Source organism: Pseudomonas sp. NEEL19 (assembly GCF_028751975.1).
Classification (GTDB): domain Bacteria; phylum Pseudomonadota; class Gammaproteobacteria; order Pseudomonadales; family Pseudomonadaceae; genus Aquipseudomonas; species Aquipseudomonas juntendi.
In genome coordinates this window covers 4,876,398-4,889,618 of the sequence record NZ_CP081491.1, presented here as the reverse complement: position 1 = coordinate 4,889,618, position 13,221 = coordinate 4,876,398, and the positions used below count along the sequence as shown (strand labels likewise).

General features: G+C 64.5%; 13 protein-coding genes. All 13 read right to left on the bottom strand.

The window, feature by feature from the left end; all coding sequences use genetic code 11:
- Window positions 1–8: 8 nt before the first annotated feature.
- Entirely contained in the window at window positions 9–1,691 is a 1,683-nt protein-coding gene (gene phaC, locus K4A76_RS21735; protein WP_110677449.1) for a class II poly(R)-hydroxyalkanoic acid synthase, read from the bottom strand.
- 58 nt (window positions 1,692–1,749) lie between these two features.
- Window positions 1,750–2,601, bottom strand: a complete 852-nt coding sequence (gene phaZ / locus K4A76_RS21730; RefSeq protein WP_029886363.1) for a poly(3-hydroxyalkanoate) depolymerase — start codon at window positions 2,599–2,601, stop codon at window positions 1,750–1,752.
- Between the two features lie 62 nt (window positions 2,602–2,663).
- Window positions 2,664–4,343: a class II poly(R)-hydroxyalkanoic acid synthase gene (phaC, locus tag K4A76_RS21725; protein WP_173891350.1), complete on the bottom strand. Its 1,680-nt coding sequence runs from the start codon at window positions 4,341–4,343 to the stop codon at window positions 2,664–2,666.
- Between the two features lie 267 nt (window positions 4,344–4,610).
- Window positions 4,611–4,988 carry a gamma-butyrobetaine hydroxylase-like domain-containing protein gene (locus K4A76_RS21720; RefSeq protein WP_029886361.1) on the bottom strand — a complete coding sequence of 126 codons (378 nt, stop codon included), beginning with the start codon at window positions 4,986–4,988 and terminating at the stop codon, window positions 4,611–4,613.
- A gap of 143 nt (window positions 4,989–5,131) precedes the next feature.
- Window positions 5,132–6,475, bottom strand: a complete 1,344-nt coding sequence (gene hslU / locus K4A76_RS21715; protein WP_054913958.1) for an ATP-dependent protease ATPase subunit HslU — start codon at window positions 6,473–6,475, stop codon at window positions 5,132–5,134.
- Window positions 6,476–6,551: 76 nt separating this feature from the next.
- Window positions 6,552–7,082, bottom strand: coding sequence for an ATP-dependent protease subunit HslV (gene hslV / locus K4A76_RS21710; RefSeq protein ID WP_009682353.1), 531 nt, complete (start codon window positions 7,080–7,082; stop codon window positions 6,552–6,554).
- A 212-nt stretch (window positions 7,083–7,294) separates the two neighbouring features.
- On the bottom strand, window positions 7,295–8,566 hold the full coding sequence (locus K4A76_RS21705; RefSeq protein ID WP_029887681.1) for a dihydroorotase: 1,272 nt from the start codon (window positions 8,564–8,566) through the stop codon (window positions 7,295–7,297).
- Window positions 8,563–9,567 carry an aspartate carbamoyltransferase catalytic subunit gene (locus tag K4A76_RS21700; protein ID WP_009684474.1) on the bottom strand — a complete coding sequence of 335 codons (1,005 nt, stop codon included), beginning with the start codon at window positions 9,565–9,567 and terminating at the stop codon, window positions 8,563–8,565. Before K4A76_RS21700 ends, K4A76_RS21705 begins: the two co-directional genes overlap by 4 nt.
- Window positions 9,568–9,579: 12 nt before the next feature.
- A complete protein-coding gene (gene pyrR / locus K4A76_RS21695) occupies window positions 9,580–10,098 on the bottom strand; it encodes a bifunctional pyr operon transcriptional regulator/uracil phosphoribosyltransferase PyrR (protein WP_054914118.1) in 519 nt (172 codons plus the stop codon).
- Window positions 10,099–10,147: 49 nt separating this feature from the next.
- Window positions 10,148–10,573, bottom strand: coding sequence for a Holliday junction resolvase RuvX (gene ruvX, locus K4A76_RS21690; RefSeq protein WP_110677457.1), 426 nt, complete (start codon window positions 10,571–10,573; stop codon window positions 10,148–10,150).
- Window positions 10,573–11,142 (bottom strand): YqgE/AlgH family protein, encoded by a 570-nt coding sequence (locus tag K4A76_RS21685; RefSeq protein WP_029887678.1) that lies wholly within the window; start codon window positions 11,140–11,142, stop codon window positions 10,573–10,575. Before K4A76_RS21685 ends, ruvX begins: the two co-directional genes overlap by 1 nt.
- A gap of 122 nt (window positions 11,143–11,264) precedes the next feature.
- Complete coding sequence (locus K4A76_RS21680) at window positions 11,265–12,170, bottom strand: energy transducer TonB (protein ID WP_029887365.1); 906 nt, start codon at window positions 12,168–12,170, stop codon at window positions 11,265–11,267.
- 91 nt (window positions 12,171–12,261) lie between these two features.
- Window positions 12,262–13,215 carry a glutathione synthase gene (gene gshB, locus K4A76_RS21675; RefSeq protein WP_009682817.1) on the bottom strand — a complete coding sequence of 318 codons (954 nt, stop codon included), beginning with the start codon at window positions 13,213–13,215 and terminating at the stop codon, window positions 12,262–12,264.
- Between the last annotated feature and the right edge of the window lie 6 nt (window positions 13,216–13,221).

The window sequence follows — 13,221 nt, the reverse complement described above, 5'->3', positions numbered from 1 at the left end:
CGGTCTGCTCATCGGGTCAGCACATAGGTGCCGGGCGCAGGGGCCAGGGGCGGGTGGGTGGCGTTGCCCAGGTCGTTGCGTGGCGCCTTGAGCGGCCCGGAGCGCTGGGTGATCCACGCCAGCCACAACGGCCACCAGCTACCCTCGCTGCGCGTAGCCTCGTGGAACCAGGCGCGCGGGTCACTGCTCAGGCTGGGGTTGGTCAGGTAATAGGCCTTGGGGTTGCCTGGCGGGTTGATGATGCTCTGGATATGCCCGCTGTTGGCCAGCACGAAGCGGCGCTCACCGCCCAGCAGCAAGGCCGACCGGTACACCGCGTCCCAAGGGGTGATGTGGTCGTTGCTGCCGGCAACGGTAAAACTGTCCACGCTGACCTGTTGCAGGTCGATTGGCGTGCCGCAGACCTCCAGCCCGGCCGGGTAGGTCAACGGGTTGAGCTTGAAGAAATCCAGCAGGTCGCCATGCAATGCGGCAGGCAGGCGCGTGTTGTCGGCGTTCCAGTAGAGAATGTCGAACGCAGGCGGTGTCTTGCCGAGCAGGTAGTTGTTGACCCAGTAGTTCCAGATCAGGTCGTTGGGGCGCATCCAGGCAAACACCCGCGCCACTTCGGCGCCGTCCAGCACGCCGCGCTGGTGAGAGCGGCGTTTGGCTGCCTGAAGGGTCTGCTCGTCGGCGAACAGGCTGGCCGGGCTGTCGAACTTGCTGTCCAGCAGGCTGACCAGGTAGGTGGCACTGCGCACCCGGCGCAACTGGTTCCTGGCTTGCAGGTGGCCTTGCAAGGCGGCCATGGTCAGGCCGCCGGCGCAAGCGCCCATGAGGTTGGGGTCGCGGCTGCCGCTGATGCGGCGGCAGGCATCCAGGGCTTCTTCCAGCGCCTGCACGTAGCTGGACAGGCCCCATTCACGGTGGCGCGGGTCCGGGTTGCGCCAGCTGACCATGAATACCTGCAAGTTGTTCTTGAGCATGTACTGGACGAAGCTGTTGTTCGTGCTCAGGTCAAAGATATAGAACTTGTTGATCTGCGGCGGCACCACCAACAGCGGGCGGCTGTGCTGTTTTTCACTCATCGGCCGGTACTGGATCAGCTCCAGCAGCTCGTTGCGAAATACCACGGCCCCAGGGGTGGCGGCCAGGTTGCGGCCCACGTCGAAGGCCCGCTCATCGACCTGGCGCGGCAGGCCATCGTTGTGGCGCAGGTCTTCGAGCAGGTGGGCCAGGCCGCGCACCAGGCTCTGGCCACCGGTGTTGAACAGTTCCTTCACGGCCAGCGGGTTGAGCAGCGAGTTGCTGGGAGCCAGCGCATCGTTGAGCAGGTTGAACAGAACGTGGGCGCGGGCCCGGTCATCGTCATGCAGATGGCTTTCGTCGATCCACTGGCGGGTCTGCTGCTGCCAGGCCAGGTAGGCTTGCAGGCCTCGGCGGTAGAACGGGTTCAGGCTCCATGCAGGGTCGCTGAACCGGTTGTCACGCGGGTTGGGTTGAAGCGGTGAATCGCCCAGCATCACCCGCCCCAGTTGCCCGCCAAGGGCCAGCAGGTGATGGGCGGTATGCAACGGGTGGCGCAGCCCGTGGCGGCCGACATTGCGTAGCGTGGCCAGCAGGTCGCGGCCGCGCAGGCCGAGCATGGCATGCTGCACGGTCATTCTGCCGGCAGGGAGCGTTTGCGATCCTTTGGCCGGTTTGTCTGTCATGGCAACACTCCCTTGTCTGACCCATTGCGCGTTGTAGCCCCTTTCGCGGTGCTGGCGCTTACCCTCCCGAGGCCGGGCGCGGGTGCATCACGGCGCGCTGACGTTCTTGCTGCAGGAACTTCATGATGATTGGCGCGACAGCCTCGGCTCGGGTAATCAGGAACAAATGGCCGTCGTCGATAATATGTAGCTCGGCGTTGGGAATCCGCCAGGCCAGCAGGCGCATGTTGACCAGCGGGATCAGCGGGTCGTCGTCGCCCGCCAGCACCAGGGTCGGCTGCTGGATCTTGTGCAGCCAGTGAATGCTAGTCCAGCCCAGGCCGGCGAACAGCTGCCAGTAGTAGCCCATCTTGCCGCCGGAGCGCACCTTGGCTGCGTGGTGCATGGCCAGCTCCGGGTCCCGGCGAAAACCGCCACCGTAGATCAGCGGGGCAATGCGCAAGACATGGGACGGCTGCACATAGCGCCTGGGGCTGGCCATCATCCACAGCACCTTGGGCTTGCCGGGTACCATCACCGCACCGGCGGCAGTGGCGGCGAGTATCAGCTTCCTGCAGCGTTCGGGGTAGTCGTGGGCGAACTGTTGGGCCAGGGCGCCGCCCCAGGACACCCCAATCACATTGACCTGGCCGTAATCGAGGTAATCGAGCATCCGTGCCGTCAGCTTGGCCAGCCCGGGGAAGCGATACGGGTGGCGCGGGGTGGACGAGCCGCCGACACCGGGTACGTCGAAAGCGATCACTTCCAGGTCCGGGTCCAGTGCTTCGATGAACGGGAATACCAGCTCCAGGTTGGCGCCGATGCCATTGAAGATCAGCAGCGGCGTCAAGTGCGGCTTGCCGGGGCGGACGGCGGTGCGGATGGACTGGTTGTCCAGCTCGACGGTCCGGAAGATATACGGTTGCGTCATGCGCGTGACTCTTGGGTGAAATGAACACCGTGGCGCCCTGCGGGCCGCCACGGCGCTGCCACTCAACGCTCGTGAACGTAGGTGCCTGGGGCCGCCTCGCCCGCAGCATAGGCACGGTTGCCCAGGCGGGTCGGCGCTTTTTTCAGTTCGCCTGCGCGCTCGGCCAGCCAGCCTTGCCAGTGCAGCCACCAGGAGTCGGCATGCTTGGTGGCATTTTCCTGCCAGGCCAGCGGATCACCCGGGCGGTCGTCACCGGTCATGAAGCGTGCCTTGGGGTTGCCCGGCGGGTTGAGAATGCTCTGGATATGCCCGCTGTTGGACAGCACGAACTCGATCTTGCCCCCGAACAGGTGGGCCGAGCGGTAGCACGATTGCCACGGGGTAATGTGGTCAGCGGTACCCGCCACGCTGAAAATGTCGCACTGCACGTTTTTCAGGTCGATGGGGGTGCCGCACACTTCCAGGGCGTTGGGGCGCGTCAGCGGGTTGGTCTTGAACATTTCGATCAGGTCGCCATGGAAGGCGGCGGGCAGGCGCGTGGTGTCGTTGTTCCAGAACAGGATGTCGAACACCGGCGGCTCGTTGCCGAGCAGGTAGTTGTTCACCCAGTAGTTCCAGATCAGATCGTTGGGGCGCATCCAGGCGAACACCTTGGCCATCTCGCTGCCTTCCAGCACACCGGCCTGGTAGGAGTGGCGCTTGGCGGCTTCCAGGGTCTGCTCGTCGACGAACAGCGCCACCTGGGTATCCATCGTGGTGTCCAGCACGCTGACCAGCAGGGTCAGGGCATTGACCTTGTGCTCGCCGAGGGCTGCGTAGTGCCCTACCAGTGCCGTGCAGGTGATGCCGCCCGAGCAGGCACCGAGCATGTTCAGGTCCTTGCTGCCGGTAATCGCCAATACGGCGTCGACGGCTTCCTTGAGTGCGTCGATGTAGGTGGACAAGCCCCATTCACGCTGGGCCTTGGTCGGGTTGCGCCAGCTGATGATGAAGGTTTGCTGCTGCGAGCGCAGGCAAAAACGTGCCAGGCTCTTTTCCGGGCTCAGGTCGAATACGTAGAACTTGTTGATCTGCGGCGGCACCACCAGCAGTGGCCGGGCGTGCACCTGCTCGGTGATCGGGCTGTACTGGATCAGTTCCAGCACATCATTGCGGTACACCACCGCACCTTCGCTGGTGCCCAGGTTCTTGCCCACCTCGAAGGCGTCCATGTTCACCTGGCTAGGCATGCCGCCGTTGTTGACCATGTCCTTGGCCAGGTTGGACAGGCCGTCGAGCAGGCTCTTGCCACCGGTCTCGAAGAAGCGCTTGACCGCCGCCGGGTTGGACAAGGTGTTGGTCGGCGCCATGGCTTCGGTCATCAGGTTGATGACGAACTGGCCGCGGCTGATGTCCTGAGGTGACAGGTCACTGCTGCCGATCCAGTCCTGCAGTTCGTTGCGCCAGGCCAGATACGTCTGCAGGTAGCGGCGGTAAAGCGGGTTGCTGCTCCAGGCCGGGTCGTTGAAGCGTCGGTCGTCGCTTTCCGGGGCCAGGCTGGACTTGCCCAGCAGGACGTTTTTCAGTTCCAGGCCAAAATGGGCCACGTGCTTTGCGCTGTGCAGCGGTTGGCGCACGGCCTGGCGCAATACGGTACGTGCCGAACTCAACAGGTCTTTGCGGCGAATGCCGATGATCGGGTTCAGCCCCAGGGTGTTTTCCGAGGCCTGCCGCTGCAGCTCATCGTTGTTCTTGTTACTCATCTACGACGCTCCGTTGTCCTGAGACGAGTACCGGTTGCTGTGACGAGGGCACAGCCCTGAGCCCGGTACTGCTACTCGGGTGACCAGTGATAAGGAACAGCGGTGCTGCGGGGTTCTGTATACCTGCAGCGTGATGCAGGGAACTTGCCACTCACATTGGTTACCCGACTTTCATGTAATGCGCAAGACAGCCCGTCACTGGGCCGTCTGCCCATCATTCAAACAGATGAAACTAGAAAATGCGCTCTAAACCTTGCAGCCCTTGCGCTAGAGCATGAATTTGACGACCGACTCCGCCGGGTCGCGGGACTTGCCGGCCTTGTGCAGCTCGTCGAGGTATTCGGCCCACAGCTCGTTTTGGCGCAGGCACAGCTGTTCCAGGTATTCCCAGGTGAACAGGCCGCTGTCATGGCCGTCGTCGAAGGTCAGTTTCAGTGCATATTGGCCGGCTGGCTCGATGCCGCTGAGGCCGACGTTGAGCTTGCCGAATTGCAGAATGGGGTTGCCGTGGCCCTGGACCTCGGCGGAGGGGGAGTGCACGCGCAGGAACTCGGCGGGCAGGGTGTATACCTCACCGGGCGCATAGGTAAGGCTGAGGGTTTTCGAGGCTTTGTGCAGGTTGATGGCGGTGGGCATGCGGGCCATGGGCTGAATCTCTTCTTGGCGACAAGACTCAAGCTTCAAGCTTCGAGCCTCAAGCTGCAAGAGGAGATGGCCAAGACATGTAACGGCCATGTTTTGCGGTACTGCAAGCGACGTCGAACAGCTCGTCGCTTGCAGCTTGCCGCTTACAGGATGTAACGCGACAGGTCTTCGTTCTGCGCCAGCTCACCCAGGTGGCTGTTCACATAGGCCGCGTCGATCTGGATCGGCGTTTCGTCATGGGCGCTGGCCAGGTCACCGGCACTGAACGACACCTCTTCAAGCAGGCGCTCCAGCAGGGTATGCAGGCGACGGGCACCGATGTTCTCGGTCTTCTCGTTGACCTGATAGGCAATTTCGGCCAGGCGCTTGATGCCGTCGGCGACGAACTCGATGTTCAGGCCTTCGGTTTTCAGCAGCGCCTGGTACTGTTCGGTCAACGACGCGTGCGGCTCGCGCAGAATACGCTCGAAGTCTTCCGGGGTCAGTGCCTTGAGCTCTACACGGATCGGCAGGCGGCCTTGCAGCTCGGGTACCAGGTCGCTGGGCTTGCTCAGGTGGAACGCGCCCGAGGCAATGAACAGGATGTGGTCGGTCTTGACCATACCCAGCTTGGTGTTGACGGTGCAGCCTTCGATCAGCGGCAGCAGGTCGCGCTGCACGCCTTCACGGGACACATCGGCACCGCCCACATTGCCGCGCTTGGCGACCTTGTCGATTTCGTCGATGAACACGATACCGTGCTGCTCGACCGCTTCCAGGGCCTTGGCCTTGAGCTCTTCCTCGTTGACCAGGCGGCCCGCTTCTTCATCGCGGACCATCTTCAGCGCTTCTTTGACCTTCAGCTTGCGCGCCTTGCGCTTGCCCTTGCCCATGTTGGCGAACAGGCTTTGCAGCTGGTTGGTCATTTCTTCCATGCCGGGCGGCGCGGCAATTTCGACACCTACGGCATCGGCGACTTCGATCTCGATTTCCTTGTCATCCAGCTGGCCTTCGCGCAGGCGCTTGCGGAACAGCTGGCGGGTGTTGGAGTCGCTACTGGTCTGCGCGGCTTCCTCGCTGAAGCTGGTCACCCGCGCCTGTGGCAGCAGGGCATCGAGGATACGGTCTTCGGCGGCGTCTTCGGCGCGGTGGCGCACGCGGATGATCTCCTGCTCGCGCAGCATCTTCAGTGCGGCATCGGCCAGGTCGCGGATGATCGACTCGACGTCACGGCCGACGTAGCCGACCTCGGTGAACTTGGTGGCTTCGACCTTGAGGAACGGGGCGTTGGCCAGCTTGGCCAGGCGGCGGGCGATTTCGGTCTTGCCGACACCGGTCGGGCCGATCATCAGGATGTTCTTCGGCGTCACTTCGGCGCGCAGCTCAGCCGGCAGCTGCATCCGCCGCCAGCGGTTGCGCAGGGCAATGGCCACGGCGCGCTTGGCGTCGTCCTGGCCGATGATGTGGCGGTTGAGTTCGTGGACGATCTCGCGGGGGGTCATGGACATGATCAATTGGGTCCTTGGGCAGATGAGTCAGCGTGGAAAAGCCCCATCACCGGGATGGGGCGCCAGAACAGCTGAGTCAGTCGGCCAGGTCCTGCTCCTCGATGGTCAGGTTATGGTTGGTGAACACGCAGATGTCGCCGGCGATGTTCAGGGCGGTCTCGGCGATTTCACGGGCCGAGAGGTCGGTCTTGTTCAGCAGTGCGCGGGCGGCAGCCTGGGCGTAGGCACCACCGGAACCCATGGCGATCAGGCCATCTTCGGGTTCGACCACGTCGCCGTTGCCGGTGATGATCAGCGAGGCATCCTTGTTGGCCACGGCCAGCATGGCTTCCAGGCGGCTCAGGGAACGGTCGGTACGCCATTCCTTGGCCAGCTCGACGGCGGCACGGATCAGGTGGCCCTGGTGTTTCTCCAACTGCCCTTCAAAGCGCTCGAACAGGGTGAAAGCGTCGGCGGTGGCACCGGCGAAGCCGGCGATGACCTGGCCGTGGTACAGGCGGCGCACTTTCTTGGCGTTGCCTTTCATTACCGTGTTGCCGAGGGATACCTGGCCGTCGCCGCCCATGACGACTTTGCCGTTACGGCGGACAGAAACGATGGTGGTCAAGGGGAGAGTCTCCACGCAGCGGGGCGAAAGTGCCTGATGCAGACTCATATGGGGGTGGGGGGAAGGATTTCAACCGTGGGGGATGAATGGTCGCGCCAGGCCGGGGGCGCCGTGTGAGGGCATTCGCGGGCACGCCCGCTCCCACAGGGTTACCACATGCTTCGAGATGGTGGTGATCCTGTGGGAGCGGGCGTGCCCGCGAAAAGGGTTACTCAGGCCTCGTGGCAAACGTGCCCATCGACCAAGGTATAGCGCACCGCACCCGGCAGGCAGTGGCCGATGAACGGGCAGTTCTCACCCCGCGACAGCCATTGCTCGCCGGCAACGGTCGAGGCTTGCGGGTCGAACAGCACCAGGTCGGCCGCGCCGCCTGCCTTCAGCTCACCCGCAGGCAGGCGCAGGGCAGCAGCCGGGCCGCTGCTCAGGCGGGCGAGCAAGGTGGGCAGGTCGAGCAGGCCGTCCTGCACTAGGGTCATGGCCAGCGGCAGCAGCAGCTCGACGCTGCTGATACCCGGCTCGGTAGCACCGAACGGGGCCAGCTTGGCATCGCGTTCGTGCGGCTGGTGGTGGCTGGAAATCGCCTGGATCACGCCTGACTTCACCGCTTCACGCAGGCCGTCACGGTCAGCAGCAGTACGCAGCGGTGGCTGCACGTGGTACAGGCTGGAGAACTCGCGTAGCGACTCGTCGGTGAGAATCAGCTGGTACAGCGCCACGTCAGCGGTTACCGGCAGGCCAAGTGCCTGGGCCTGGGCGATCAGGCGCGCGCCACGGGCGCTGGTGATCTGGCTGAAGTGCGCGCGCACGCCACTCTGCTCGACCAGCAGGAGGTTGCGCGCCAAGGCAACGGTTTCGGCGCTTTCCGGAATGCCCGGCAAGCCAAGGAAACTGGCCATGGCGCCTTCGTGGGCCAGGCCGCCCTGGGCCAGATCGCGGTCTTGGGAATGGAACACCACGGTCAGGTCGAAGGTGGCGGCATACTCCAGGGCGCGGGCCAGGGTACGGTTGTTGGGGATTTCCTTCAGGCCGTTGCCGAATGCCACGCAACCGGTGTCACGCAGGGCCACCAGTTCCGCCAGTTGCTCGCCTTCCAGGCCCTTGGTCAGGGCGCCGATCGGGTAGACCTTGCTGTTGGCCGCTTCGCGGGCACGGTCGAGAATCAGCTCGGCCACGGCCGAGGTGTCCAGCACCGGCTTGGTTTGCGGTGGGCAGCACAGGCTGGTCACGCCGCCGGCCACGGCTGCGCGGGTTTCGCTGGCGATGTTGCCTTTGCGGCTAAAGCCCGGTTCGCGCAGGGACACGCCAAGGTCGACCAGGCCAGGCGCGGCAACCAGGCCTTGCGCCTGGATCGTGCGGCTGGCGCTGAAACCGGCCGGGGCGGCGCCGATTGCAGCAATGCGGCCACCGTCCAGGTGCAGGTCGGTCACCTGGTCCAGGCCGCTGTTGGGGTCGATGACCCGGGCGCCAAGAATGCTGATAGTCACTGGGCGTTCTCCTGGTCGAATTGACGTTGCGCGTTCTGCCCGCTCATGGCCATGGACAGCACTGCCATGCGTACGGCGATGCCGTAGGTAACCTGGTTGAGGATCACCGAATGCTTGCCGTCGGCCACCGCCGACTCAATCTCCACGCCCCGGTTGATCGGGCCTGGGTGCATGACGATGGCATCCGGCTTGGCCCCGGCCAGGCGGGCGGTGGTCAGGCCGAACAGCCGGTAGAACTCGCCTTCGCTGGGCAGCAGGCCACCGGCCATGCGCTCACGCTGCAGGCGCAGCATGATCACCACGTCGACGTCCTTCAGGCCCTCGGCGAGGTCGGTGTAGACCTTCACGCCGTACTGCTCGATACCGACCGGGATCAGGGTTTTCGGCCCGATCACGCGAATGTCCGGGCAACCCAGGGCCTTGAGCGCCAACATGTCGGAGCGGGCTACCCGGGAGTGCAGGATATCGCCGACGATCGCTACCGACAGGTTCTCGAAGCTGCCTTTGTGGCGACGGATGGTCAGCATGTCGAGCATGCCCTGGGTCGGGTGCGCATGGCGGCCGTCACCACCGTTGATCACGGCAACGTGCGGGCACACGTGCTCGGCGATGAAATGCGCAGCCCCCGAGTCGGAGTGGCGCACGACGAACATGTCGGCGGCCATGGCTTCGAGGTTGCGCAGGGTGTCGAACAAGGTCTCGCCCTTGCTGGTCGAGGACGTCGACACATTCAGGCTGATCACGTCGGCAGACAGGCGCTGGGCTGCCAGCTCGAAGGTGGTGCGGGTACGGGTCGAGTTCTCGAAGAACACGTTGCACACGGTCTTGCCGCGCAGCAAAGGGACTTTTTTCACGGCCCGGGCACCGACTTCCAGGAAGGAGTCGGCGGTGTCGAGGATCTCGGTGAGCAGTTCGCGGGGCAAACCGTCAAGCGAGAGGAAGTGGCGCAGCTGGCCCTGGTCATTGAGCTGCAGCGGGCGCTTGGCGTCGATTGGCGTCATCGCGGGGGACTCTTAAAGGGCGGAAGCGGAGGCGAGGTCCTGGCGCTCGAGGGCGAGCGGTGCGGGCCCGGTCAATTTTACCCGTTCATCGGGGGCTAGCGACAGGGTGGCGCCGACCACATTCGGGCGGATTGGCAGTTCGCCGGCATCCAGGTCCACCAGGCAGACCAGGGTGACGCTGGCCGGGCGGCCATAATCGAACAGTTCGTTGAGCGCCGCGCGGATGGTGCGGCCGCTCATCAGCACGTCATCCACCAGCACCAGGTGCTGGCCTTCGACTTCGAACGGCAGCTCGGACGGGCGTACCTGCGGGTGCAGGCCATTCTGGCTGAAGTCATCGCGGTAGAACGAGACGTCCAGGGTACCCATGGCACTCTCGTCGCCCATGGCCTCCTGCAGGGCCTGGGCAACCCAGACACCACCTGTACGAATACCGATGTAACGCGGCCCGCTGATGCAGCGGCGGGCCAGGTGGGCGCGAAGGTCGACAGCCATCTGCCGGACCAGCTCGGCGGGGTTGGGTAGGCTCATTGCGGGCTCCTCGGAAGGGTGCGCCGGGCATGGCCGGCGGCAAAGATGATCAGGTATTGGCCTCCAGCCAGCCTTGCAGCAACAGGGCCGCGGCGATGGCATCGACCGGGTTGTCGCGGTAGCTGCCGCGCTGGCCGCCACGGGCCATGCGCTCGCCTTTGGCCTCGAAGGTGGTCAGGCGCTCGTCGTGGGTGTGCACGGGCAGGTTGAAGCGGCCATTGAGGCGGCGGGCAAATTTTTCGGCGCGGGCGCTCATTTCGCTGGGCGTACCGTCCATGTTCAGCGGCAGGCCAACGACGATGGCGTCTGGCTTCCATTCACCGATCAGCTTTTCCACCTGGGCCCAGTCCGGCACGCCGTTCTGCGCCTTCAGCGTGCACAGCTCGCGGGCCTGGCCGGTGATGACCTGGCCGACGGCCACACCGATCTGTTTGCTGCCATAGTCGAAACCCAGCAGCAGGCGTAGTTCGGCCATCAGGCGTGGCCCGCCTGGCTGGTCAGCAGGTGCAGGTTGATGCCCAGGCTGGCGGCGGCGGCCTCCAGGCGCAGGTCACTGGCCATTTCAAAGATGATTTGCGGGTCGAACGGGCAGTTGAGCCAGGCATTGTCGGCCAGCTCCGCTTCCAGCTGGCCGGCTTCCCAACCGGCATAGCCGAGCGTGATCAGGCTTTGCTTGGGGCCGACCCCGGCGGCAATGGCCAGCAGGATGTCCTGCGACGTGCTCAGCGTCAGCCCTTCCAGCGCCACGCTCGCCTGGAAGCTGCACTCGCTGCTGTGCAGCACGAAGCCACGGTCGGTCTGCACCGGGCCGCCCTGGTAGATCGGCACCTGCAAGGTGCTGTCCGGCGGCGTTTCGTCCGGGCGCAATTGCTCGAGAATATCGGCCAGGCTCAGTTCCTGCGGCCGATTCACCACCAGGCCCATGGCGCCATGGGCGTTGTGCTCGACAATGTACGTGAGGGTCTGGGCGAAGTTCGGATCGGCCATGTGCGGCATGGCGATCAGGAACTGATGCTTGAGGTAGCTCGGCGTGAGGGTTTTCATGGGGTAGTAGTGTGGCGCCAGGTGGCGAGGCTGACAAGGTTCTCGGTATGCCTGATTTGAGGGCTGCTACGCACCCCGTGGCCGGCAAGCCGGCGCCCACAGGGGCGCGCAGCGGCCCTGGTTCAGTTACTGGACAAACGGTCCCCACGGGCAAAGCGCCAGGTGCGGATGATCTCCAGCCGGTCGAATTCGGCCAGGTCCCCGGTAAACGGTGCGAACGGCGCCGCCAGCCGCACGATACGCTGCGCTGCCTGGTCCAGCACCGGCTGCCCGGACGACTCCAGTACCAGCACTTCGTACAGCGATCCGTCGCGGTTGATCGAGACCATCATGCGCAGGTTGCCGTAGATCTGCTGCCGGCGCGCCTCGTCGGGGTAGTTGAGGTTGCCCACCCGCTCTACTTTCTTGCGCCACTCTTCCTTGTACCAGGCGCCCTTGTCGCGCATGGTCGAGGCAGCGTTCAGGCGGTGGATGCGCGGGCGCTTGGCGTACAGTTGCTGTTCGTTGGACAGCTCTGCCTCCAGGCTGGCGATCTGGCTGGACAGCTGCGAGCTGTCGAAGTCCGGGGCGGGCGCGGCTGGCTTGGGTTGCGCCTTGCTGGGCTTGGGCTTGGGCTCGACCTTATGCGCCTTGGGCGCGGTGGTCACCACCGCCGACTTCTGCGGGGTTGGTGGCGGCACTACTTCCGGCTTGGCTGCCGGCGGGGGGGTGATCTTGTTGATCTTGCTGTCCTGGAACGGCGCCAGTTCGGTGGTCTTGGGCACCGCCTTCTTGTCGAGGGTGCCGCTGCCTTGCTGGTTGTCCTGGGCCTGAAAATCAGCTTTCTCCGGCGGTTTTTCGCTTTTGAAGGTGGCCAGGGTAATGTCCATGGTATGGCGGATTTCGGCAGGCTTGACCACGGTGAAACCGACGCCGAGGATCAGCGCCAGGTGCACCAGCGCAGCCAGGAACAGCGTGAAACCGAGCCGGTCCACAGGGCGAACGCGTGGGGGCAGCAGGTCGGAAGGGATGTCAGCGGGCAGCGTCATCGGGTATCCAGCAACCGCAGGGCGGGGCAGCAGGCCAGGCAAATGGGACCCGCATCATACCCCACTCCGGGTAAATGCCGTGCGTCGGCGGTCAGCGCGCCTGCAACTGGCGATCAATGGCATCCATCAGCTTGCCGCCGATATCGGTGTTGTAGGCGTTGTCGATTTCGCGAATGCAGGTCGGGCTGGTGACGTTGATCTCGGTGAGGTAATCGCCGATCACGTCGAGGCCCACGAACAACAGGCCTTTCTCGCGCAGGGTTGGCCCCACCTGGGCTGCAATCCAGCGGTCCCGGTCGCTCAGCGGGCGCGCCTCGCCGCGGCCACCGGCAGCCAGGTTGCCACGGGTTTCGCCGCTGGCCGGAATGCGCGCCAGGCAGTAGTCGACCGGCTCGCCGTCGATCATCAGGATGCGCTTGTCGCCGTCCTTGATCGCCGGCAGGTAGGCCTGTGCCATGATCTGCTGGGCACCCAGCGCGGTCAGGGTTTCGAGGATCACCGACAGGTTCGGGTCGCCCACCCGGTGGCGGAAGATCGACGTGCCGCCCATGCCATCCAGCGGTTTGAGGATCACGTCACCATGCTTGGCGGCAAACTCGCGGATGATGTCCGGGCGGCGGCTGACCAGCGTCGGTGGCGTGCACTGTGGGAACAGCGTGGCGAACAGTTTTTCGTTGCAGTCACGCAGGCTTTGCGGGCGGTTGACCACCAGCACGCCATCGTTCTCGGCTTGCTCCAGCAGGTAGGTGCTGTAGACGAACTCCATGTCGAACGGCGGGTCCTTGCGCATCAGGATCACGTCCAGCTCGGCCAGGGGGCTGTCCTGTTCTTCGCCCAGCTCGAACCAGCGGGCCGGGTCGGCGAAAACGTTCAGTGGGCGCATGCGCGCACGGGCTTTGCCTTCGCCCTGGTACAGGTCGCGCTGCTCCATGTAGAACAGGCTCCAGCCGCGTGCCTGGGCGGCCAGCAGCATGGCCAGCGAGCTGTCCTTTTTGTAGGAGATGGACGCGATCGGGTCCATGACAATGCCGAGGCGAACGCTCATGGGGTG

Bases quoted from the DNA above. Each gene is read 5' to 3' on its own strand.
- phaC (WP_110677449.1), bottom strand. From the start codon at position 1,691: ATGACAGACAAACCGGCCAAAGGATCGCAAACGCTCCCTGCCGGCAGA.
- phaZ (WP_029886363.1), bottom strand. From the start codon at position 2,601: ATGACGCAACCGTATATCTTCCGGACCGTCGAGCTGGACAACCAGTCC.
- phaC (WP_173891350.1), bottom strand. From the start codon at position 4,343: ATGAGTAACAAGAACAACGATGAGCTGCAGCGGCAGGCCTCGGAAAAC.
- K4A76_RS21720 (WP_029886361.1), bottom strand. From the start codon at position 4,988: ATGGCCCGCATGCCCACCGCCATCAACCTGCACAAAGCCTCGAAAACC.
- hslU (WP_054913958.1), bottom strand. From the start codon at position 6,475: ATGTCCATGACCCCCCGCGAGATCGTCCACGAACTCAACCGCCACATC.
- K4A76_RS21700 (WP_009684474.1), bottom strand. From the start codon at position 9,567: ATGACGCCAATCGACGCCAAGCGCCCGCTGCAGCTCAATGACCAGGGC.
- pyrR (WP_054914118.1), bottom strand. From the start codon at position 10,098: ATGAGCCTACCCAACCCCGCCGAGCTGGTCCGGCAGATGGCTGTCGAC.
- ruvX (WP_110677457.1), bottom strand. From the start codon at position 10,573: ATGGCCGAACTACGCCTGCTGCTGGGTTTCGACTATGGCAGCAAACAG.
- K4A76_RS21685 (WP_029887678.1), bottom strand. From the start codon at position 11,142: ATGAAAACCCTCACGCCGAGCTACCTCAAGCATCAGTTCCTGATCGCC.
- K4A76_RS21680 (WP_029887365.1), bottom strand. From the start codon at position 12,170: ATGACGCTGCCCGCTGACATCCCTTCCGACCTGCTGCCCCCACGCGTT.
- gshB (WP_009682817.1), bottom strand. From the start codon at position 13,215: ATGAGCGTTCGCCTCGGCATTGTCATGGACCCGATCGCGTCCATCTCC.